The sequence below is a fragment of the Proteiniborus sp. MB09-C3 genome (assembly GCF_030263895.1).
In the GTDB taxonomy this organism is placed as follows: domain Bacteria; phylum Bacillota; class Clostridia; order Tissierellales; family Proteiniboraceae; genus Proteiniborus.
Genome location: NZ_CP127161.1, coordinates 2,079,225 through 2,101,144 on the forward strand (window position 1 = coordinate 2,079,225; position 21,920 = coordinate 2,101,144).

Consider the following 21,920-nt stretch of genomic DNA (forward strand, 5'->3'; position numbering starts at 1 on the left):
ATATGAAGAATATACTTGGAAGAGAAATCCCTGAATATATCCAAGGATACGGAGTAGTAAAACCTTTTAAGGGTGCTTTTGAATCGTTGGGCGAAGTACAGAAAAAGTCTATAAAGCTTAAGAGTGCTATACCAAAACAGCAGAAGGTATTAGGCTCTATTAAAGAAGTCCTTGAAAAATGTGATATTAAGGATGGTATGACTATTTCTTTTCACCATCACCTAAGAAATGGTGATTATGTACTCAATATGGTTTTAGAAGAAATATCAAAAAAAAATATTAAGGATATAAGAGTAGCTGCAAGTTCTATTTTCCCAATACATGAGCCACTAGTTGGGTATATGAAAACTGGCATGGTTACAGGAATATGTGCAAATTACATTTCAGGACCTGTAGCTGATGCCATTTCAAGGGGAGAGTTAAAGAATCCAGCTATTATGCATACTCATGGAGGGAGAGCAAGAGCTATAGAAGCAGGAGACGTTAAAATTGATATAGCCTTTATTGCTGCTCCTACCTGTGATACTTATGGCAACATCAATGGTGTAGATGGAAAATCTGCTTGTGGGTCTTTGGGATACGTAGTTCCAGATGCCTTATATGCCGAAAAAACAGTAGCTATAACAGATAATCTAGTATCCTATCCTGCTTGTCCCATCGAAATCAGTCAGGAGTATATAGATTATGTTGTTAAGGTAGAAAGTATTGGAGATGCAAAGGGAATTGTATCAGGCACTACAAAGATTACCAAAGATCCTGTAGGACTTAAAATTGCTAAAATGACTTCTAAGGTCATAGAGGTCTCAGGACTATTAAAGGATGGATTTTCATTCCAGACAGGGGCAGGCGGAACGTCTTTAGCAGTAGCTGCCTATGTGAAGGAATTAATGCAGAAAAATGAGATTAAAGGAAGCTTTGCCTCTGGAGGCATTACAGGATATATGGTTGAAATGTTCGAGGAAGGGTTATTTGATGCACTTTTTGATGTGCAATGCTTTGATTTAAAGGCAGTTGAATCTTATAGAGATAATAAAAGACATCAGGGCATGTCTGCATCAATGTATGGAAATCCCCATAATAAAGGCGCAGTTGTAAACAACCTTGATGTTATGATATTGGGAGCAACTGAAATAGATGTAGATTTTAATGTCAATGTTACAACAGGATCCAGTGGAGTGATTATGGGTGGATCAGGAGGGCATAGCGATACAGCTGCTGGAGCGAAGCTAGCTATTGTTGTTACACAGCTTATAAAGGGAAGGCTTCCTATTGTAGTTGACCGTGTCACTACAGTTACTACTCCTGGAGAAACTATTGATGTGTTAGTTACAGAAAGAGGCATTGCTGTCAATCCTTCAAGGCAGGATTTAATTAAAAGACTAGAAGGTACTAATCTACCAATCATGCCAATTGAGGATTTAAAGAGAATTGCTGAAGATATGACAGGGGTTCCAGAAAGGATAGAATTAGGTGATGAAGTAGTAGCTGTTGTCGAATATAGAGATGGTACTGTAATAGATGTGGTAAGAAAAATAGGGGATTGATTTATTATGTATGATATAAGAATTGAAAGCATTGATTTAAGTACCAATGATAGATTAAAAGTTGAGAGCTTCCTTTCAACTTTTAATCTGCTTTTAGATAAAGATGTGGAGCATACCATTGTAGCTAGATATGAAGGTGAAATAATAGGGACCTGTTCCTATTCTGGAAAGGTGTTAAAGTGTTTTGCAGTAAAGGAAGGATATCAGGAACAGGGAATAGCTTCTAGGCTTATTACTCACATAACCAATCAACTCTTTGATAGAGGAATTTATAGTAGCTTTATATTTACAGAACCTAAGAATATTACCTTATTCAAAAGGTTAAATTACCGTGAAGTCCAAAGCGTTGATGAGGTGGTCTTATTAGAGGGTGGCATGTCTAATATCAAAAAATATGTAGAAGAGATGTTTAAAGATAGTGACTTGAATAAAAATAAAAAAGCTGCTCTTGTAATGAACTGCAACCCATTTACATTAGGGCATAGATATTTAATCGAGAGGGCAGCTGGAGAGAATGATGAGGTAATTGTATTTGTTGTCGAAGAAGACAGATCACTTTTTCCCTTTGAAGTAAGAAAAAATCTGGTTAGTATAGGAATAGAGGATTTAAAAAATGTTCATGTTTTATCTGGCGGGAGTTATATTATTTCATCTAATACTTTTCCATCATATTTTTTGAGACAAGAGGATATGAGGATGAATGCTTATGCTAAACTAGATGCAGAAATATTTGGCAGGTATTTCAGCTCTGTTTTTAATATAGAAAGACGTTATGTAGGAACAGAACCCTATTGTAATATGACAAAACAATACAACGAAGCATTGCACAGCATACTACCCAAGTACGGTATAGATGTAATGGAAGTTGATAGGCTAAGTAAAGAGGATAAACCAATTAGTGCCTCTGAAGTAAGAAGACTTATAAAAGCTGATAAATTTCATATAATTAAAAATTTAGTTCCTAAAGTAACCTATGAATTTTTAATGTCAAATGAAGCTAAACTTATTATAGAAAAAATTAAAAGGAGTGACTCTTCCCATTGATGAAAAATATTTTAAGGGATAGAGAGGAAAGATATTATAAAATATTATCTCTAATAGATAAATATAGAGTGCCTGTGATTTGCGGAAAGATAAATTATCCTGGTAATGATAAAGACACTTTGGAAGCTGTAAAGGCTTTTCAAATTCTCAAAGAGCTGTTGACTGAAAAACTTAGTGAGAATAGTATCCATACACAAATATTATCTGGAGACGATGGAAGCAGCATATTAATGGCAATTACCATGAAGCCCCTAGAAGCTAAAAAAATTGCAGTAGATTTGGAAATGAACCACTCGTTAGGAAGGTTATTTGATATAGACGTATATGCAGGAGAGGGAGAATCTATAGGCAGAGAAAAATTGGGCATGGAGTCTAGAAGGTGTATAATCTGTCAGGAAGATGCCAGAGTATGCATGAAAACAGGACGTCACAGCCTTCAGGAAGTAGTGGACAGAGTAAATCAGTTAATCAACGATTATACGTTATTAAATGCTAATAAACCAAGGTAAATTTGTGGAACTGTTGGAGGAGAAAAAATGTCTATAGATTTCGGCTTTTGTGAATACATCAGTGAAATAGCTATTAAATCCATGCTGCTTGAAGTCAGCGCTACACCTAAGCCTGGTCTTGTAGACAGGAATAACTCTGGGGCTCACAAGGACATGGATTTTTACACATTTATGGAGAGCTGTGCATCTCAAACATTTACTTTTTATAAATGTGCTTTGGAGGGCCTAAAATTTGAGGGTAAAGATAAGAAAGAACTATTGAGAATTATTCGCCCCATAGGTATAGAGGGAGAAAATAAAATGTTTAATGCAACCAGAGGAGTCAATACCCATAAAGGATTGGTCTTTTCATTAGGAATTATTTCGGCAGCAGCAGGGTTACAGTATAGAGAAGCTAAAAACCAAAAAATAGACGTAGAAGATATTTGTCGCAGAGTGATGGAGATAACGGAGGGTATTGTCAGCAGAGAATTAGAGCATTTAAGCAAAGGGTCTTTATCATACGGCGAAGAATTGTTCAAAAAGCATGGAATTAAAGGAATTAGAGGGGAAGTAGAGGCAGGTTTTCCCACTGTAAGAAATCACTCTTTACCTTTATTTCGAGAGTTTATGAAATATGAAGGAGATATAAATGACAGTCTAGTGCAGGTTTTACTTCATCTTATGGCTATTACGGAAGATATTAATATATTAGGAAGACATGGCTTAGATGAACTAGAATATACTAGAACAGCAGCAAAGGAAGTCCTAAGCCTAGGTGGTATGTTAACAGAAAAGGGTAGAAGAAAGGTTTTAGAATTAGATAAAGAATTTATTCGCAGAAATATTAGCCCAGGAGGATCAGCAGATCTTTTAGCCGTAACACTAATACTATATTTTTTAGAAAATTCTTTATTGTAAATATTTTATTTATAAAATAAATTACAAAGGGGACAATAATCTTCAAGAATGTAGCAGAGCGTATACAAGATGGATTGTAATATAAGATGGAAAGAAGGTAATTGAATGGATTTAGTATGTCCTCTTTGCAATGGAATTAAGGATATAAGCATAAATTGCCCAGAATGCCTTGGCAAAATGAAAGACAATGGACCTATAGTAAACTTTTTAGATGATTATAGTCCCTACCTATCTAATGATATTACACAGCTTGTAGATGGAGTTCCCCATGATCAATGTGTTCATCTATATAGGTGTGAAAAATGCAGATATGATGAACGAGTAAAAGTAAATAGAGTGAGGATGTAATATCCTCACTCTATTTTAATAAATTGTTTTTTCCTATTTTTAAATGTAGTGATATATTTGTAATTTAGAGTTCTTAAAAGTTCAACTGCTTCTTCATAGTTAGATCCAACATACTCTGGGCTATGTGCATCAGAGCCTATAGTAACAATTTCGCCTCCAAGTTCTTTATAAAGGCTCAATATCTCTACAGTAGGAAGGAATGAATTTATCCCATAGCGTATTCCAGAAGTATTAATTTCAATGCCTTTATCTTTATCTATTATTTTCTTTAAAACCTTTTCAATAAACTCCTTATACTCTTCAAGCCTTACGGTTTTGTTATTCATATGTTTTACATATCTATCTATTAAGTTTATATGGCCTACTACATCAAAATCATTGAATTTATCTAATACTTCGAGCATTTCGTCATAATAAAGAAAATAAGCATCTAATAAATCTCTGTCTTGAAATAGTTCGCCTTCATGTATCTCCTTACCCATGACAGTATGGATAGACATAATTATAAAGTCAAAGTCCTCTAAGCTCATTTTCTCATGAATATTTCTAACTAGATGTGGCTGCATTCCTAGTTCAATTCCGCTTAAAATATCTATCTGCCCTTTATAATTACTCCTTATTCTTTTTAGTTCCTTGAAGTAATCCTCTTTATCGAAAACAAAATCTAGTTCATCATTGCCATAATCATAGTCAATATGATCTGTAAAGCAAAAAGCTTTAATGTTTTTTTCTAAGGCGCCTTTTACCATATCCTCCATAGAGTACTTGCAATCACCAGAAAAGCTACTATGGACATGATAATCGTACATTTATAACCACTCCTATAAATAATATTAAATTCATGCTACCTATTCTACTAGATATTTTGTAAAAAGTAAATGCTGATTATAGGCTTTCTCCTAATTGAAAATCCTCTTTATACTGTAATTTATAAAGCTCGTAGTACATACCGCCTTTATTTAACAATTCTTGATGAGAACCAATTTCTCTTATTTGTCCTTTATGGAGAACAATTATCTTATCAGAACGCTGTATTGTGGATAGCCTGTGAGCTATAGCTATAGATGTTCTTCCCTTAACTATCTTACCAAGAGCATCTTGGATAAGAATTTCTGTCTCAGTATCAATGTTTGAGGTAGCTTCATCTAATACTAATATATCAGGCTTAAATGCTAAAGCTCTCGCAAATGCAAGAAGCTGTCTTTGACCTGCTGAGAGAGTAGAACCTCTTTCCATAACAGGTTCCTCATATTTCTTAGGAAGCTTTTCAATAAAAGTGTCTGCATTGACATATTTAGCAACTTCTTTGATTTCCTTATCAGATATATCTGCATTATTTAATCTAATATTATCCTTGATAGTTCCTGTAAAAAGGAAAACATCTTGAAGGACAATTCCTATTCGTCTCCTTAATTGATACTTATCCATGTCTTTTATATCAATTCCATCAATTAATATTTGACCTTTTTGTATATCATAAAACCTGTTTATTAAGCTAATGATAGAAGTTTTACCTGCACCCGTTGCACCAACAAAGGCTACAGCCTCTCCTGGGTTTATGGTGAAGCTTACATCTCTAAGCACCCAATTATCTTTTTCATATGCAAACCATACATTTTTGAATTCGATTTTACCCTTTATAGTATCTAGATGTATTGGTTGTTCTGAATTTTTAATATCTTCCTCAGTATCCATTATCATAAAAATTCTCTCAGAGGAGGCCATTGCAGATTGAAGAATATTATATTTTTCAGTTAAATCCAATATAGGCTCAAAGAACATTTGCAGATAATTTATGAATGCATATAATACCCCAAACTCTATGGCGCCATTTATAACATTATTACCACCAATCCATATAATCAATGTTAAGCCTAAAGAGCGTATTATTTCTATAGCAGGTCTGAATATAGCATATAGCTGAATTTCCTCATTGGCAGCCTTTAGATAATCTTTGTTTATTTCGTCAAACTCTTTAAGCTTTTTGTTTTCCTTGCTAAATATATGAACTGTCTTCATTCCAGTTATATTTTCATTTAGGGATGAGTTTATACGAGCTAGTCTTACTCTTACTGCCCTATAAACTCTTCTAATATTTATCCTAAAAATAATTGAGGCAATAATTATAAAAGGCAAGACAGTAAAAGAAAACAAAGCTAATTTAGCATTCATATTAAACATAGTAACTATGATACCTGTTAACAGAAATAAATCCTTAAAAAGTGTAACTAGTACACTAGAATACATTTCATTTAAGGCTTCTGTATCGTTTGTGACTCTAGTAACAAGTCTACCTACTGGATTTTTATCAAAATATGAAAGAGACATTTTCTGCAAATGTGAAAAAATCTCCTGTCTTATATTGAAAACAATCTTTTGGCTAGTATAGTTTAATATAAAAACCTGAGCATAATTAAAAGCAAAGCTTAGGACAATTACTGCGAGAAAAATTATTCCAACCATCTTAAGATTTTTTATATCCTTTTCTCTAAACAATCTATAATCCTCTGTTGAGAGTAAATCTGCTGTATATTTGTCATTATCTACTGTTAAAACATATTCATTATTTTGTTCACTTATAGCTGGATCATGATTATCACTTTTTATATAGCCATTTACTAGGTAGTAGTTGCCATTTACCTTAAGGATTGTCTTCATTTCTGAATTTTTTAGTACTTCTTTTTCAGAATCGGACAATTCATTTTCCCTAACATATATTTTATCCTTATATAAAATGCCTTTCATGCCAGAGCTTTTATCAAGCACATACATTGGATTGAGATAACCCCTTATAGTATCATCTATTGCATATTTTAATATATATGGACGCGCCAAATCACCAGCAGTTACGGCTATAAGGAGGACTATACATATTAAGATATATACCCAGTATGGTTTTGCATATGAAAGAAGCCTTTTCATAAGCTTGGAATCATAGGCTTTACCTAAGGTTTCTTCTTCATGAAAATTAGTCATTTGCCAATCCCCCCATTACAGATTTTGAATTCTATCTTCTAATAGTTGTTTTTCGTAGATATTTTTATAAATACCTTCATTTTCCAGAAGCTCATCATGAGTACCTCTTTGAGCAATTTCACCATTATCTAGAACAATTATCTCATTTGCATTCTTTATTGTAGATATTCTGTGGGAGATAATTATTGTTGTACGAGACTCCATAATTTCATTTAGATTTTCTAAAATTTTTTCTTCAGTTTGAGTATCTACAGCAGATAAGCTATCGTCAAGTATCAATATGCCTGGGCTTTTAATTATTGCCCGAGCAATAGATGTTCTCTGCTTTTGCCCTCCTGATAGGGTAACTCCTCTCTCTCCCAATATTGTATCGAACTGCTCAGGAAAATCTAGGATATTAGAATAAAGCTCTGAAAGCTTTGCAGCTTCTACTATTCTTTCGTCTTCCACTTCTTCATCAAATGCAAAACCTATATTTCCTTTAATAGTTGTGGAGAAAAGGAAGCTTTCTTGTGGAACATAACCTACATTTTCTCTTAAAGATTTAAGTGTAACGTCCCTGATATTAACTCCATCTATTAAAATATCTCCTTCTTGTATATCGAAAAGCCTAATTAATAGATTTACTAATGTTGTTTTTCCGCTTCCTGTTCTACCAATGATAGCTAGAGTGTCTCCCTGTTTAATTTTAATATTGATATTTTTCAAAGCATAGTTGTTACTTCCAGGATACTTAAAGGATACATTGTTATATTCTAAGTCTCCATTTATTTCAGTAAGACTTAGGGCATTTTCGCTGTCTACAATTTCAGGCTTTTCATTAAATATTGTATTTAATCTTTCCATTGAGGCGATCCCTCTTTGAAACATATTTATTACCCAACCAATTGCCATTATGGGCCATACTAGAAGTCCTAGATAGCTATTAAGTGCTACAAAATCACCTAAGGAAATTTCATTATTTATTACTGATATTCCACCATACCATATTAATATTAGAAAGCTTAAGGCAGATATAAATTGAATCAATGGTGAAAACATTCCCCATACTTTAATTAGACTCATATTCATTTTAAAGTTATGCTCATTTGAATCTGTGAATTTATCAATTTCTTTTTCTTCTTGAACAAAGGATTTAATTACCCTTACTCCTGCAAAATTTTCTTGAACGCTGTCAGTTAATTTTGAAAATGCATCTTGTACATCTTTAAATTTACCATGTATCATTTTACCAAATTTCATAACTAAAAAGGCTAAAAAAGGTAATGGTATAAGTGATATTAAAGTGAGCTTTAAATTTGCAGTCCCTATCATTGCATATATGGCTGATATAGTTATGAAGAAGGCATCGGTTATCATTACAATACCAGGACCCAAAGCCATTCTTACTGCATTTATATCATTTGTTGCATGGGCCATTAAGTCTCCTGTTTTATGATTATTAAAGTAGTTAGTGGAAAGTGTTTGGAGATGATGAAATAGTTTGTTTCTTATGTAATATTCCAGTTGTCTTGATGTTTTATTAATGTATATTCTCCAAAAATACCTACCTACGCCAATGATAAGTCCAGTTAGAATTATGTAAGCTGAATATTTTATAAGATTTTGGCGTGTTAATGTTCCCTTTTCAAGTGAATCCGTAATTACCCTAAATATTTGAGGTACCAATAGCTGAACTAAGTCAACTATTAAAAGCCACATAATACCTAGTACATACTTCCACTTATGTTTGATGAAAAATTCTTTTAAAGTTTTGAAATTATGCATACTATGCCTCCTTAGTGTTACAGAAATGATCACTATAATTATTTCGACACTCAAAATATTATACCTTCTGCAAAATAAAAAATATTTTCAATTCGATTTGTAAGGAAACAGTATGAATATTTTTTTAGGTATGTTAGAAACTAAGGCTAATGAAATTGTTTATATAACAAACAATTTATTTATGGGAGGTGAAAAAGTATGGAAATGAATGACATGGATATATTGAAAAAGAAGCTTTTAGATGCGCAAGAAATGGTAAGAGATTATGAAATGTTTTCAAAACAAACTGACGACAATGAAATTAGAAATGCATTTAAACAATTTGCAGAAGAATCAGGATTTCAGGCAAGTAAGATGCAAGCTATGATAGACAAATATGAAGGCTTAAAATAGATGAAAAAGGACTTAAATGTCCTTTTTTTATGATAACGAACAGATAAATTTGCTCTGCTAGACTGAGATGATGAGACAAAATAAATTATTATTATTGAAGGAAAAAACATAAACATGAAGAAATAGTTATATTAAGTTAAGACATCTGAGAAGCAGTTAATAAAGATGTTTTATTTTTGTAAATAAATTAGAAATCCAGAATATAATTAATGGAAGGAGGGATTGTTATCAATACATTAATCATTGCACACAGAGGAGCTTCTGCATATGCGCCTGAAAATACGATGGTGTCATTTATGAAAGCTTTAGAGATGAAATCAGATGGAATAGAATTAGATGCACATATGACAAAGGATGGCGCTTTAGTTGTATGTCATGATGAAAGAGTAGATAGAACAACAAATGGAAAAGGATTCATAAAGGATTTCACTTTGGAAGAAATAAGAGAACTTGATGCGGGAAGCTGGTTTGGAGAAGAATTTAGGGGAGAAAAGATACCGGAATTGAGAGAGGTTTTAGAACTTATAAAGGACAGCAATATTTTACTGAATATAGAGTTAAAGAATGCTCCAATACTATATGCAGGAATAGAGAAAAAGACAATTGAAATGATTGCAGATTATGGAATGGAAGAAAAGGTAATAATATCTTCATTTAATCACTATAGCTTAACGGAAGTAAAAAGAATAAATTCTCAAATTAAGACAGGAGCCTTATATATGGCTGGTTTAGTGGAGCCTTGGATATATGCAAAAAGAATAAATGCAGATGCTTTACATCCACTTTTTTACAATTTATTGGTGCCTGAGCTCATAAAAGGCTGCTTTGAAAATGGAATAATGCTAAATCCATTTACTGTTGATGATGAAAGATATATTTCCGCATTACTCAATCTTGAAGTAAATGGCATTATAACCAATTATCCTGATAGAGCAGTGAAAATACGAGATAATACAGGGGGGAATTAGATGAAACTTAACTATAAGAAGACCTTTATACTAGGTCTTGGATTTTTTGTAATTAGTTTAGTGTGGTCGCTTTATAATTTTTATGTTCCATTATTCTTAAGAGACTTTATTGATAGTCAGTTTTGGATAAATGCAATAATGACATTTGATAATATTCTGGCTGTATCCTTAATTCCTGTAATTGGAGCTATGAGCGACAACACTAGGACTAGATTTGGCAGAAGAATGCCTTTTTTACTTATAGGAATACCAATATCAGCTGTATTATTTAGTGCATTGCCTTTTTACACAAGTTTTTTAAGTATAGTTATTATTCTGTTTTTCTTAAACCTATCAATGTCCATATACAGAGCACCTACAATAGCTCTGATGCCTGACATTACACCGGCACCTCTTAGGAGTAAGGCTAATGGGGTTATAAATTTTATGGGTGGATTAGCATCTGTACTAGTTTTATTTGTAGGGGCATTTGTGTATGAATATAATAAATACCTGTTATTCATAGCAACTTCAGTACTTATGATATTATCTCTATTTCTTCTTTTTAAATTTATCAAGGAGCCTGATAAAGGTGTTGTTAGTAAAGAGGATAGGGTTAATATATTTGGTGCATTATCTGATGTAATAAAAAGTGAAGACAAAACAGCCCTTTACATATTGTGTGCAATTTTCTTTTGGTTCGTTGCATACCAAGGGGTTGAGGCTACCTTTAGTAATTATAGTGTCTACTTTTTAGGAACAACGGAGAAAACAGGCTCAATAATTATGAGTAGCTTTGCAGGAATATTTTTAGCATTTGCCATTCCAAGTGGATTTATTGCTTCAAAAGTAGGGAAAAAAAGAACAATTCTAATGGGTATAACAGGATTGGTAATTGTATTCCTCATATTATCTACTATTAGGTCCACTACTACATTTTTTTCATTGCCATTTAATATAATAATGATGATTCTCATGGGAATAGGAGGATTTTTCTGGTCATTAATAAACATAAATTCTTATCCCATGGTAGTTGAGTGTACGACAGAAGATAAAATTGGTACTTATACAGGTCTTTATTATTTCTTTTCATCCTTAGCAGCCATACTTGGACCTTTAATGTTTGGTTTTTTTGTTGATATTGTAGGCTTTGGATTTATGTTTATATTATCCTCTCTTTCATTTGTATTGGCTTTTATATTTGTTTTTTTGACTAAGCCTAAAGCTACTGAAAATAAGGATATTGAAAATGCCAATTAACGTAATGATAAATTACCATTTTATTTTTTGAGCTGCTTTCACTTTTACTTTTTATAGTTAAAGAAGGTTTGGAAATCAGACTAATGGAAATTATATGAATAATGTATTATTATATAATATAAGAGATAGCAATTATTTTATTGACCTTATGAAATTAAACTGAGAAAGGTGAACTTTATGAAGAAAATAAAAGTAATTTATAATCCTTCTTCCGGTAGACAGATTATTCAAAAGAGGATAGATTCAATATGTAGAATACTTTTGGATAATGGTTATCTAGTAGGAAAGGTAGCAACTCAAAAAAAGGACGATGCCACGTACGAAACTATACAATGCTGCAAAGAAGACTGGGATGCTATAGTGGTTTGTGGAGGAGACGGTACTGTAAATGAGGTTGCAGCGGGGATTGTAATAGGGGGAAGAAAAGTACCAGTTGCTATTTTAGCTGCTGGCACTGTGAATGATTTTGCTAATTATATGGGATTACCCAAGGAGCCAAAGGAATTCTGCGAAATGATAATGAATGAGAACACATTAGATGTAGATTTAGGAAGTTGGGGAGATAAGTATTTTGTAAATGTGGCTGCCGGAGGTTTTTTAACTAATGTAGCCCATCAAGTACCCGCTGAAAGTAAAAATGTTTTAGGAAGAATGGCTTACTACTTAGAAGGACTTAGAGAAATACCTAAGCAAATGTTTAATGGAATAAATGTTAGGATAAGCAGTGATGAATATTCTTCAGAAGAAGAAATATTTCTGTTTTTAGTATCTAACAGCTCATCTATTGGTGGATTTAGAATGCTAGCTCCAAAGGCTCAAGTAGAAGATGGATTACTGGATTGTATTATAATCAGAAAATCTGAAATACAGGATGCATTATCGATTTTCTTAAATATATTAAAAGGTGAACATGTAAATCATCCGAATGTTGAGTATTTTAAAACCAAAAAGATAACTATTGAAACTGAAGATGAGGTACAGGTAGATATTGATGGGGAATATGGTGGACTTCTCCCAGCAACTTTTCAAGTTGTACCTAGAAGCTTTAGAATATTTAATTAAAAAGGAGCCTATTAGGCTCCTTGCTACTATTATTCATTTGTTTCTTTGTCCATTATGGTACCATTATTTATATTTTCCATTTTGCATTTGCCTTCAAAAACAGCATTCTCATCTATTATTAAAGTGTTTACTTCTACATCACCAAATAGCTTTGCAGTGTTACCTAGTCTGAGATGCTCATTGCACTTAATGTTTCCATATACTGTTCCAGATACGAATATGCTGTTACCTTCAATATTTCCTGTAATTTTACCGTCTACTCCTATATGAACATTTCCATCAACTACTATATCTCCATCTAGCTCGCCATCTACTCTAATAGTTCCTTTAGCTTCAATTTTACCATTTAGTTTAGTGTTTTTGCCAATTAAGGTATCAATCTTACCTATATTTTCCTGACTTTTTTTAAACATATTTATCCCCCCAAAAATATAGCTAATCCATATTATCTATTACTTTTACTGGATCTACTGGATTTCCGTTTAATCTTACTTCAAAGTGAAGGTGAGGGCCAGTACTTCTACCAGAGCTTCCCATTTCACTGATGATTTGTCCCTTTTCAACCTTGTCTCCAACCTTTACAAGTATTTTTCTATTATGTCCATATACTGACTGATAACCATATCCATGACTTATCATTACATATCTTCCATAACTAGAATTATATCCTGCAAAAGTTACAACTCCACTTCCTGCAGCTTTTATCTTTGTGCCTGAATTATTTGCTATGTCTAATCCATTGTGAAACTCTCTGCCTCTCCCAAAAGGATTTTTTCTATAGCCAAATCCAGACGTAATCTTTCCTGTAGTTGGCATTAAATTAGGTTTAGCATCTAAATATTTTAGTTTTGCCTCAACATCATTAATAAGAGAGCTTAACTCCTCAGAACTTTTGTCTAATAGAGAAGATAATTCTTTTATTTGAGACTCAAAATTACTTTTAGTAGAGTAATTTCCTCTTAGGCCTGGACCACCTCTAGAGGGAAGACTACTTGAACTTTGCTCTTTATCTTTTGACGTTTTTTCAGAAGTATCTTCAAGACCAACTAGACCCTTTACAATTTCCTGTAGATCATCTATTGTATCTAGCTTCTCTTGAACTTCGGCTGACATAGATCTTAGATTTTCTATTTCTAGTCTTTGCTGTTGATTTGCCACTTCTAGTGTTTCTAATTTATGACTTTTTTCACTGTAGTCCTGTTTTAGAATATTATAAGAAGTATATAGGTTAAAGCTCAGATATCCAGACACTAATAAAACCATCATAATTAAACATATGGAAAACTTTGGAATCCAAGTTGCTATATTTATTTGACTTATCTCCTTAGAATGGGGAATTATGAGCAATGAAACAGTTTTTGCTTTTTTGTTCTTTATATGTACGGTTTTCACTTCAGCCCCCCTTTCATAATTGTCTTCATATTGTATTATATCATTAAATATTATATATTCTAGCAAAATTTACTAAACCCTTTTTAAAATTAATTACTCATATATAATTTAATTTTCTGCACAAAAAATACTTAACAAAGGCTAAAGTGTGGCTAAAAAACAAGAGATATTTATAGATAAATAAGGTTATTGACCTAATATTTTATTATATTATATTGATAGATTGACTAAATACTTATTATAAGTTAATATATTTAGTGAGGCGAAACATATTGGGAGGTGAAATGATGGGCCAAAACGAAGTTGAGAACAATGTTGCGCTAATAGAAAAATATCTAAGAAAAGTTGATTGGATTATTAGAAAAAAAGGTAGAGAAATACTAAATGATATTAATATTACAGATCCTCAGTTTATTGCTCTTCAATATCTTGTGAGCAATAAACAGCTTACTATAGGAGAATTAAGTCAAAGGATGTCTTTAGCTTGCAGTACTATTACGGATCTAATAGACAGAATGGAAAAAAGTGAGCTAGTTATAAGAGAAAAGGATGAACAGGATAAAAGAGTTGTTAGATTAATAGCTCAACCTAAGGGTCACGATATCGTAAAGCAAGTATTAGAAAAAAGAAGAGAATACTTGTCTGAAAAATTATCTGGTTTAAGTGATAATGATAAGGATGTTCTACTAAAGAACCTTAAATATTTGTACGAGGCAATGACTGAAAACTAGTAAGGGGGATTGATAAAAGTGACTAATGAAGCAGTGGAAGTAAAAGATAATGAATTGCCTGAGTCGAATTTAGAAAAATCAACCTTAAAGCTAGCACTGCCTGCTATTGGAGAAATGCTAATGCAGACACTTTTAGGCTTTGCAGATATGTCAATGGTTGGAAGCTTAGGAGCTGCAGCAATAGCAGCAGTAGGACTAAGTGATATGCCAATGATGACAGCCATGTCTTTTTTTGCTTCTATAAGTGTTGGTACTACAGCATTAGTTGCTAGAGCTATAGGAGCAAAAAAGCAAGATGAAGCTAATAATGTAGCTAAGCAATCCCTAATCTTAAGTGTAATCATGTCTGCTATATTCGTAGTTCTTGGATTATCCCTTGCTACTCCTATTGTAAAGCTAATGGGAGCTGAGCCAGACGTAGTGCCTATATCTGCTTCCTATTTTAGGATAAATGCTTGGGGACTTCCCTTTATGATAGTAACTATGGTAATGAATGGAGTACTACGTGGGGGAGGGGATACTAAAACCCCTATGTACATAAATGGACTTTCAAATATAGTCAATATTGTAGGAAACTTTTTTCTGATTTATGAGAGCAGAACTGTTAACATGAATATTCCTTTTATAAATAAAAGCATATCATTATTTGTTCCAGGAGCTGGTTGGGGAGTAGATGGAGCAGGTATTGCAACTACCTTTTCAAGATTTGTCGGATTTATAATAATAATGATAATTCTTATAAAAGGAAGTAAATTCTTAAGAATTAATTTTAAAGAAAGATTAAAAATAGATACTCATATTATAAAAAGAATTTTTAATATAGGTATCCCAGCTGCCGTGGAGCAGTTTCTTATGAGATTTGGTCAGCTTCTATTTAGTAGAATAGTATCGTCATTAGGTACTGTTACATTTGCAGCTCATAGGATAACTATGACAGCAGAATCTTTATCCTTTAATGCTGGCTTTGGTTTTGCTTTAGCAGCGACCACACTGGTAGGACAGTACTTAGGAGCAGAAAAGCCTAAATTAGCAGAAAAAAGTGGGCTTATTGCGGTTAAAATGGGCGCAATTCTAATGGCAGTTGTAGGAGTATTTTTCTTTATATGGCCAGACTATTTTCTTATGATTTTTACGAAGGATAAAGAAATCCTAAGCATGGCAAGAGTATGCTTAAGGGTTGTGGCAATATCTCAACCATTTTTAGCTGCTGTCATGGGTTTTTCTGGAGCCTTGAGAGGTGCTGGAGATACTAGACGAGTTATGGCAATAACTCTTATAGGAATATGGGGTATTAGATTAGTGTTTACTTACATATTTGTGGTAACTTTTAACTGGGGTCTATTGGGTGCTTGGATTGCCATGAGTATAGACCTAATAGCTAGGGGTATTTTATACTTCTTTATATTTAAAGGCGGAAAGTGGAAATATATAAATGTATAATATATAATAAAAGATGAAGTTTATTGCTTCATCTTTTATTTATTTAATTTGTGAATAATAAGATTATTAACTTTAGAAATTGTTAATTATATGTTAAAAATATTTCATATTTATGATATAATGGAATGAAAATATATTTCCTAATATAGGAAAATTATGGGAAATAACTTACAGGGCACGGGGGAAAGGATATGCAATTAATCAATAATAGGTATAGAATAAAAAAAATATATAGGGTATATGACCATAGTACTATATACGTTGTATATGACTTATGGAACGATAATGAAGAGCTATTATTAAAGCTGTTCAGCAATGACAGCACCAATTATTCCCTTTTTAAAGAATTTACTGATACCTTTATTGAATTAAGAAGTCTAAGACATAAATGCATTATTCCAAGTTATAGCTTTGATATTGTAAGTTCAATTGATAATAAATCTATAAATGTAAAACAATTTTTTTATACAATTGATTTTATTAAAGGAACTAGGCTTAGAAATTATATAGGTAAAATGAATGTTGGACAGATATTATCTGTTATATATCAGCTTTTAGAGCTTACATCATATATGACTTTTAGAGGCTATACATACAAATATATTAACCTTGACAATATTTTTGTTGTTGATGATAATAGCAATTTCAGTATTAAGTTAATTGACTTTGCAACAATAAATGAAAGAATAATAAAAAACTTCTATGATGAGGAATATAATATATTTACTGCTCCAGAGGTAAGGATGAAGCAAAATAATATTGGAGTTGGGTCTGACATTTATTCAATTGGCATGGTGCTTAAGGCTATGTTGTCTGGAAGCACATGTGTTGCTGATGAGAAGGACTGTAAAATTGCAAATTATTTGGACATTAACGAGAGTCAAAGAAGCAGTGTAATTGATTTGGTCACAAAATTAATCGATAGGGATTATGATTCGAGAATTAAAAATATTAGTGAAATAGCAGAAAAATTAAACTATATTTTTGAACAGAATTATGTGCTTAACCTGACGGAAGAAAGAAATGTATTAATTTTTGGAAGCCGGATTATCGGAAGGGACAAAGAAATCAATGAGATTTTAAACAATGATAGCAAGCTTGATCTTCGCCTTCTAGATAGACAGTTAATATCCTTTACAGGTGAGGAAGGCATAGGCAAGACAAGGCTTTTAAAGGAATTAGCATATAGACTTAAAATGAATGGAAGATCTGTCTATCATACGTCAATTTCGGATTCAAGCATTAAAGAACTAGGACCTATAATAAGAGTACTTAAGAGCATGCTAAAGGATTGTGACAGCAGGCTTATTGACATATATGGGAGCGAGCTTGTTAAGATAATACCAGAAATATCAGAATCGAAAGATATAAAACCTTCTTCTATGTTAAGTGGAACTAAGGAGAGGTTTAGATTATATGATAGAATAACAAAATTTATTGTTGAAAATGTGAAAAACACTCCAACCTATGTGATAATAGATGATCTTCACAATTGTGACATTGAAACAATTAATTTGATGAATTATCTGATAAATAGCAGTGAACAAACTCCTTTAGTACTGATTGTTTCATATGATAAGGATTTGTTAAAGAAGAAGAAAGCCCTTAGTGATACTGTGAATAGCTGGATAAACTTAAAGAAAATCTATGAACATAGACTTTTACGTCTAAATCTAGATGAGACCTCAATATTAATAAAAAAGATTCTTGGAATAAGTTATAAACCAATTAACTTTTCTACTAGAGTGATGAATGATACTTTAGGTAATCCTGGGCATATAGAGGAAGCTATTAAAAACCTTGTAGCAACAGGTGAACTTTTTATAAATAAAAATGGGAATTGGGATGTGCCAACACAAAACTATACAAGCTTGTATATTCCGCCTAATATTGGTGATGCAATAAAAAGGCAGGTTAAGCTTCTAGATAAGGAGCTACTCGAGGTAGTTAAATATATTTCCATATTTAACACTTCTGTTTCCAAAAACATCATAAAGAAAATTGCTGAGGGTAATAGTATAGATACTGATGCTCTAATAGATAAACTTGTTACTATGAAAATTTTAGATGAAAGAGTCGAAGACTGGGGTTTTACTTATGATTTCTATAACAGACATATAAAGTCGTTTATCTATAGCGATCTATCAGATGACGAAAAGCATAAGTTTCATAGAAAGGCAGCAGAAATTTTAGAAAATATTTATTTGCAGCAGGATAGAGGAAACATTGATGAGTTAATTTATCACTATAACATGTCTATGCAGGACGACAAGGCTGTTAAACAAACCATATTAAATGCAAAAAAAATGAGAGGCTTAGTAGGGAATATTCAATGTGTACATCTTTGGGAAAAAGCCTACGATCTTATGAAGAATAGAGAAGATAAGGACATGCTTGAGGTATTGTCTAATCTAGGCAATCTATATTTGCTTCAGGGTATGACAGGGAAATCCATATGTAGTTATGAAGAAGGATTGAAAATTGCTATAAAACTTAATGAAAAAAAATATATAGCTATTTGTAACAATGGTTTATCTGCTGCTTATTATAGAAAATATGATATAGATTTATCTAAAAAATATGCGGAAGAAGCAAAAGCCATAGCTGAGAAAAATGGATACACTGAAGAATTACTAGAATCAGTAAGAATAATATATAGAATAGGTATATCAAAAGGAGAGTACGACAAGGTTTTTGAAAGTGTAGGCCAATATTTAGATATTGCTACTAAGCATGGCTTTGATTTATATATAGGTCATTTTTATAATCAAATGGGTATAACAAAAGTATTTACTGGTCAAATAGATTTAGCAAAAGAATATTTTGTAATTAGTTTTGACTATTTTAATAAATCTGGGGATTATGTAGAATCTACTAGAGCTTTAAACAATATTGGATATATATACTCTGATTTCCTTGACGATATAGACATTGCTATGAGTTATTATAAAGAAGGTATTGAAATTTCTAGAAAATTTCAATCCTTGGAAAGCGAAGCAACTTTTCTTAACAATATCGGGGAGCTATATATAAGAACCAATAATTATGAAAAAGCTCAGGAGTATATTGGAAGAATGGAAAGTATATGCAAGGATATTGAAGATGAGAACTCATTGTTTTTGTCTCAGATAAATCTTGGTCTAGTATATTTGTTTATTGGGAAATTTGATAAATGCTACAGTTATTACGAAAAAGTAAACAGAACCTTTAATGAAGGCTTTGTTGAAGATCAAAATATTTCTAGATATTATTATTTTTTAAGTAATTTTTATTTGACTCTTGGTAATTATGATGAAGCTCTTAGATATTCAAATAAGATACTTAATAGCGGTCAGAGTGAAAATATAATCATACTTGATTCTAGGCTTAAAAGAGTGCTGTTAAAATATTGGATGGATGGAAATGTAAAGAAGAAAGACATAGATGGAATAAGAGGCCAGTACAAATTAAGCAAATATTTTGGTGAAAGAAGAAAAGGTCTATTAACACTGGCCCATACATCAATATTGTTTGGTGATATTGAGCTTGCAGGAGAGTTGCTTTTAGAGGATGATGAATTAAAAGACACTTTCACCACTGATTATTTAGATTTATTAAAATCTATGCTTAAAGGCAAATTGAGTAAGGATTATAATATTTTATCTAGTATTTCTGCCAAAGCAAACAACAAGGGCTTTTATGAAATAGAATTTTTCACTAATGTCGAGCTCGGAGACATATGCTTTGATAATGCTCAGTACTATAAATCGGTAAATCATTATTTGACTGCATTAGATTTGTTATATGGAATAGCGAAAAAAATACCTGATAAAAGTCTGCAAATTACCTTTATAAATAAAAATAGAGCCTCAACGGTTTTAGATAAGCTTAGAAAAGTAGTTTCAGTTGTAAAAGGAAATGAAATATTTCATAGTAAACCTATTGATTTTAATGAAAATATTAAACTAGAGGATTTTTTCAATATTAAAAATATAGTTGACTTATTTAGTGAAGATATTTTCAATATTGAGTATAAAGAAGATATAGAACCTGAAAAGGAAATAGCCAAGAGCTTTGAGGAGTTAATTTTACAATTAGATAACAATTATATGCATAATCTGAACGCCATACTTAATTATGCAGTTAGTAAGACATTTGCAAGCAGAGGATTGATTTTTGTACATGATTATGAATCAGACCAGTTGATTACGGCAGCATCTACATCACAGGATGACTTTATACCTGATAAAGAACTTATCATATCTGAAATTATGCAAAAAAACAAGGGAATTATGGTCAATAAATCTTTCGGGAATAAGGGACTCGATGAGCTGTTAAATATAGATGATAGTATAAAGGCAATGATATGTATGCCTATATTTAAGTTGCAGCCATCAGAATACACAGTAAATATTCCTGATAGGAGGAAGAAAAGCAAGACTAGTAATCGAGAGAATATAATTGGATATCTTTATCTAGATACAGATAAGCTATTTAATAAATTTGACAGTAAAAGATATAAACTCATTGATGCCCTTTCTCACCTTATTTCTATTAATATTGATAATTATATTCTTAAAATAGTTTCTTCAATAGATAAATTGACAGGAGTATTTACCCGTAAATACTTTGACAGCACTTTTAAGGATTATATATCAATGGCTAGAAGAGATGGGAAAAAATTTTCTGTTATTATGATAGATATAGATAAATTTAAAAATGTAAATGATACTTTTGGACATAGAAAAGGAGATGTAGTACTAGGTAAGATAGGTAATATTATTTTGGAAAATGTAAGAAAATCAGATATAGTAGGTAGGTATGGAGGAGAAGAGTTTATCGTTATTCTACCTAATACAACAATAAAAGAGGGAGAAGCTGTTGCTGAAAAGATAAGGAAAACCGTAGAAAAATCTAACTTGATTAATGAAAGTTATCCTATTACAATTAGTTTAGGGATATCATCTTTTCCTGAACATGGACAGACTGAAGATGAGCTTATTGAAAAGGCAGATCAAGCATCATATGTAGCAAAAGAAACAGGCAGAAATAGAAGCATTGTTTGGAGTAATGATATAGGCCAGCTAAAGAAAAGATTGGACAAATTAGCAGGAATAATTTCTGGAAACACTGTTAAGGATCAAAGGATTGGTTTGGTAATAGTAGAGATAATTGGGTTAATTAAGGAGAAAATGGATAAAGAGGATAAGATATTTAAAGCTCTTGGAAGAATGATTGAAATTTTAGAGGCCGAACAAGGTATTCTTATTGCATTAGATGAAGATAATAAAGTTAATAAAACTTATGGCAGACTTAGGTTTTCTGATTCTTGGATTGAGAATATAGAGTATAATAATGAAATAATATGCAAAGCTATTAATGAGCAAAATGGAGAATTTTTTATTGATTGGGAAGATATAAGAGAAATAGATCTTATTTCAGGAAAACCAAACTGGCAATCTGTTATAGTAGTTCCGCTTATTAATAGTGGGGTAGTTAAAGGAGTGCTCCATATAACAGTTCCAATTAAAGAGAAAGAATTTGATTATAATAGTTATAACTTTGTAAACACTATAGGAGGTATAATAGCAGCTATGTTGTAGTATAGCTGCTATTACATATATATTT

At 31.9% G+C, this 21,920-nt stretch carries 17 protein-coding genes; 12 read left to right on the forward strand and 5 right to left on the reverse strand.

Translation table 11 applies throughout. From position 1 onward, the window contains the following. Positions 1-2: 2 nt before the first annotated feature. The 5 genes from citF (at position 3) to QO263_RS09960 (ending at position 4,345) form a co-directional block, all read left to right on the forward strand. Positions 3-1,544 carry a citrate lyase subunit alpha gene (gene citF / locus QO263_RS09940; protein WP_285620686.1) on the forward strand — a complete coding sequence of 514 codons (1,542 nt, stop codon included), beginning with the start codon at positions 3-5 and terminating at the stop codon, positions 1,542-1,544. Positions 1,545-1,550: 6 nt separating this feature from the next. Beyond that, entirely contained in the window at positions 1,551-2,588 is a 1,038-nt protein-coding gene (gene citC, locus QO263_RS09945; RefSeq protein ID WP_285620688.1) for a [citrate (pro-3S)-lyase] ligase, read from the forward strand. Then, positions 2,588-3,097 carry a citrate lyase holo-[acyl-carrier protein] synthase gene (gene citX, locus QO263_RS09950; RefSeq protein WP_285629270.1) on the forward strand — a complete coding sequence of 170 codons (510 nt, stop codon included), beginning with the start codon at positions 2,588-2,590 and terminating at the stop codon, positions 3,095-3,097. Before citC ends, citX begins: the two co-directional genes overlap by 1 nt. 27 nt (positions 3,098-3,124) lie before the next feature. Beyond that, positions 3,125-3,997, forward strand: a complete 873-nt coding sequence (gene citG / locus QO263_RS09955; RefSeq protein ID WP_285620690.1) for a triphosphoribosyl-dephospho-CoA synthase CitG — start codon at positions 3,125-3,127, stop codon at positions 3,995-3,997. A 105-nt stretch (positions 3,998-4,102) separates the two neighbouring features. Further along, positions 4,103-4,345, forward strand: a complete 243-nt coding sequence (locus QO263_RS09960; RefSeq protein ID WP_285620692.1) for a hypothetical protein — start codon at positions 4,103-4,105, stop codon at positions 4,343-4,345. 5 nt (positions 4,346-4,350) lie between these two features. On the opposite strand, the gene QO263_RS09965 is transcribed toward QO263_RS09960, so the two are convergent. The 3 genes from QO263_RS09965 to QO263_RS09975 form a co-directional block, all read right to left on the reverse strand. Beyond that, complete coding sequence (locus QO263_RS09965) at positions 4,351-5,154, reverse strand: histidinol-phosphatase HisJ family protein (RefSeq protein WP_285620693.1); 804 nt, start codon at positions 5,152-5,154, stop codon at positions 4,351-4,353. Positions 5,155-5,230: 76 nt separating this feature from the next. Further along, positions 5,231-7,321: an ABC transporter ATP-binding protein gene (locus QO263_RS09970; protein ID WP_285620694.1), complete on the reverse strand. Its 2,091-nt coding sequence runs from the start codon at positions 7,319-7,321 to the stop codon at positions 5,231-5,233. 15 nt (positions 7,322-7,336) lie between these two features. Then, positions 7,337-9,088 (reverse strand): ABC transporter ATP-binding protein, encoded by a 1,752-nt coding sequence (locus tag QO263_RS09975; protein ID WP_285620696.1) that lies wholly within the window; start codon positions 9,086-9,088, stop codon positions 7,337-7,339. A 198-nt stretch (positions 9,089-9,286) separates the two neighbouring features. Between QO263_RS09975 and QO263_RS09980 the strand changes: the two genes are divergently transcribed. The 4 genes from QO263_RS09980 (at position 9,287) to QO263_RS09995 (ending at position 12,750) form a co-directional block, all read left to right on the forward strand. Next, positions 9,287-9,481, forward strand: coding sequence for a hypothetical protein (locus tag QO263_RS09980; RefSeq protein ID WP_285620698.1), 195 nt, complete (start codon positions 9,287-9,289; stop codon positions 9,479-9,481). Between the two features lie 209 nt (positions 9,482-9,690). Continuing rightward, complete coding sequence (locus QO263_RS09985; protein WP_285620700.1) at positions 9,691-10,449, forward strand: glycerophosphodiester phosphodiesterase; 759 nt, start codon at positions 9,691-9,693, stop codon at positions 10,447-10,449. Then, a complete protein-coding gene (locus tag QO263_RS09990; protein ID WP_285620702.1) occupies positions 10,450-11,688 on the forward strand; it encodes an MFS transporter in 1,239 nt (412 codons plus the stop codon). It begins immediately after the preceding gene. Positions 11,689-11,865: 177 nt separating this feature from the next. Then, the gene (locus QO263_RS09995; protein WP_285620703.1) at positions 11,866-12,750 is read left to right on the forward strand and encodes a diacylglycerol/lipid kinase family protein; all 885 of its coding nucleotides are present in this window, start codon (positions 11,866-11,868) and stop codon (positions 12,748-12,750) included. A gap of 29 nt (positions 12,751-12,779) precedes the next feature. Here the strand turns inward: QO263_RS09995 and QO263_RS10000 are convergent, their stop codons facing one another. Further along, positions 12,780-13,163: a bactofilin family protein gene (locus QO263_RS10000; RefSeq protein WP_285620705.1), complete on the reverse strand. Its 384-nt coding sequence runs from the start codon at positions 13,161-13,163 to the stop codon at positions 12,780-12,782. Positions 13,164-13,185: 22 nt separating this feature from the next. Beyond that, a complete protein-coding gene (locus QO263_RS10005) occupies positions 13,186-14,142 on the reverse strand; it encodes a M23 family metallopeptidase (RefSeq protein WP_285620707.1) in 957 nt (318 codons plus the stop codon). Between the two features lie 287 nt (positions 14,143-14,429). Between QO263_RS10005 and QO263_RS10010 the strand changes: the two genes are divergently transcribed. The 3 genes from QO263_RS10010 to QO263_RS10020 all read left to right on the forward strand — a co-directional run bounded on the left by QO263_RS10010 (position 14,430) and on the right by QO263_RS10020 (position 21,895). Continuing rightward, positions 14,430-14,873 carry a MarR family winged helix-turn-helix transcriptional regulator gene (locus tag QO263_RS10010; RefSeq protein WP_285620710.1) on the forward strand — a complete coding sequence of 148 codons (444 nt, stop codon included), beginning with the start codon at positions 14,430-14,432 and terminating at the stop codon, positions 14,871-14,873. A gap of 18 nt (positions 14,874-14,891) precedes the next feature. Continuing rightward, the gene (locus QO263_RS10015; protein ID WP_285620712.1) at positions 14,892-16,313 is read left to right on the forward strand and encodes an MATE family efflux transporter; all 1,422 of its coding nucleotides are present in this window, start codon (positions 14,892-14,894) and stop codon (positions 16,311-16,313) included. Between the two features lie 191 nt (positions 16,314-16,504). Further along, positions 16,505-21,895 (forward strand): diguanylate cyclase, encoded by a 5,391-nt coding sequence (locus QO263_RS10020; protein WP_285620714.1) that lies wholly within the window; start codon positions 16,505-16,507, stop codon positions 21,893-21,895. Positions 21,896-21,920 lie beyond the last annotated feature (25 nt).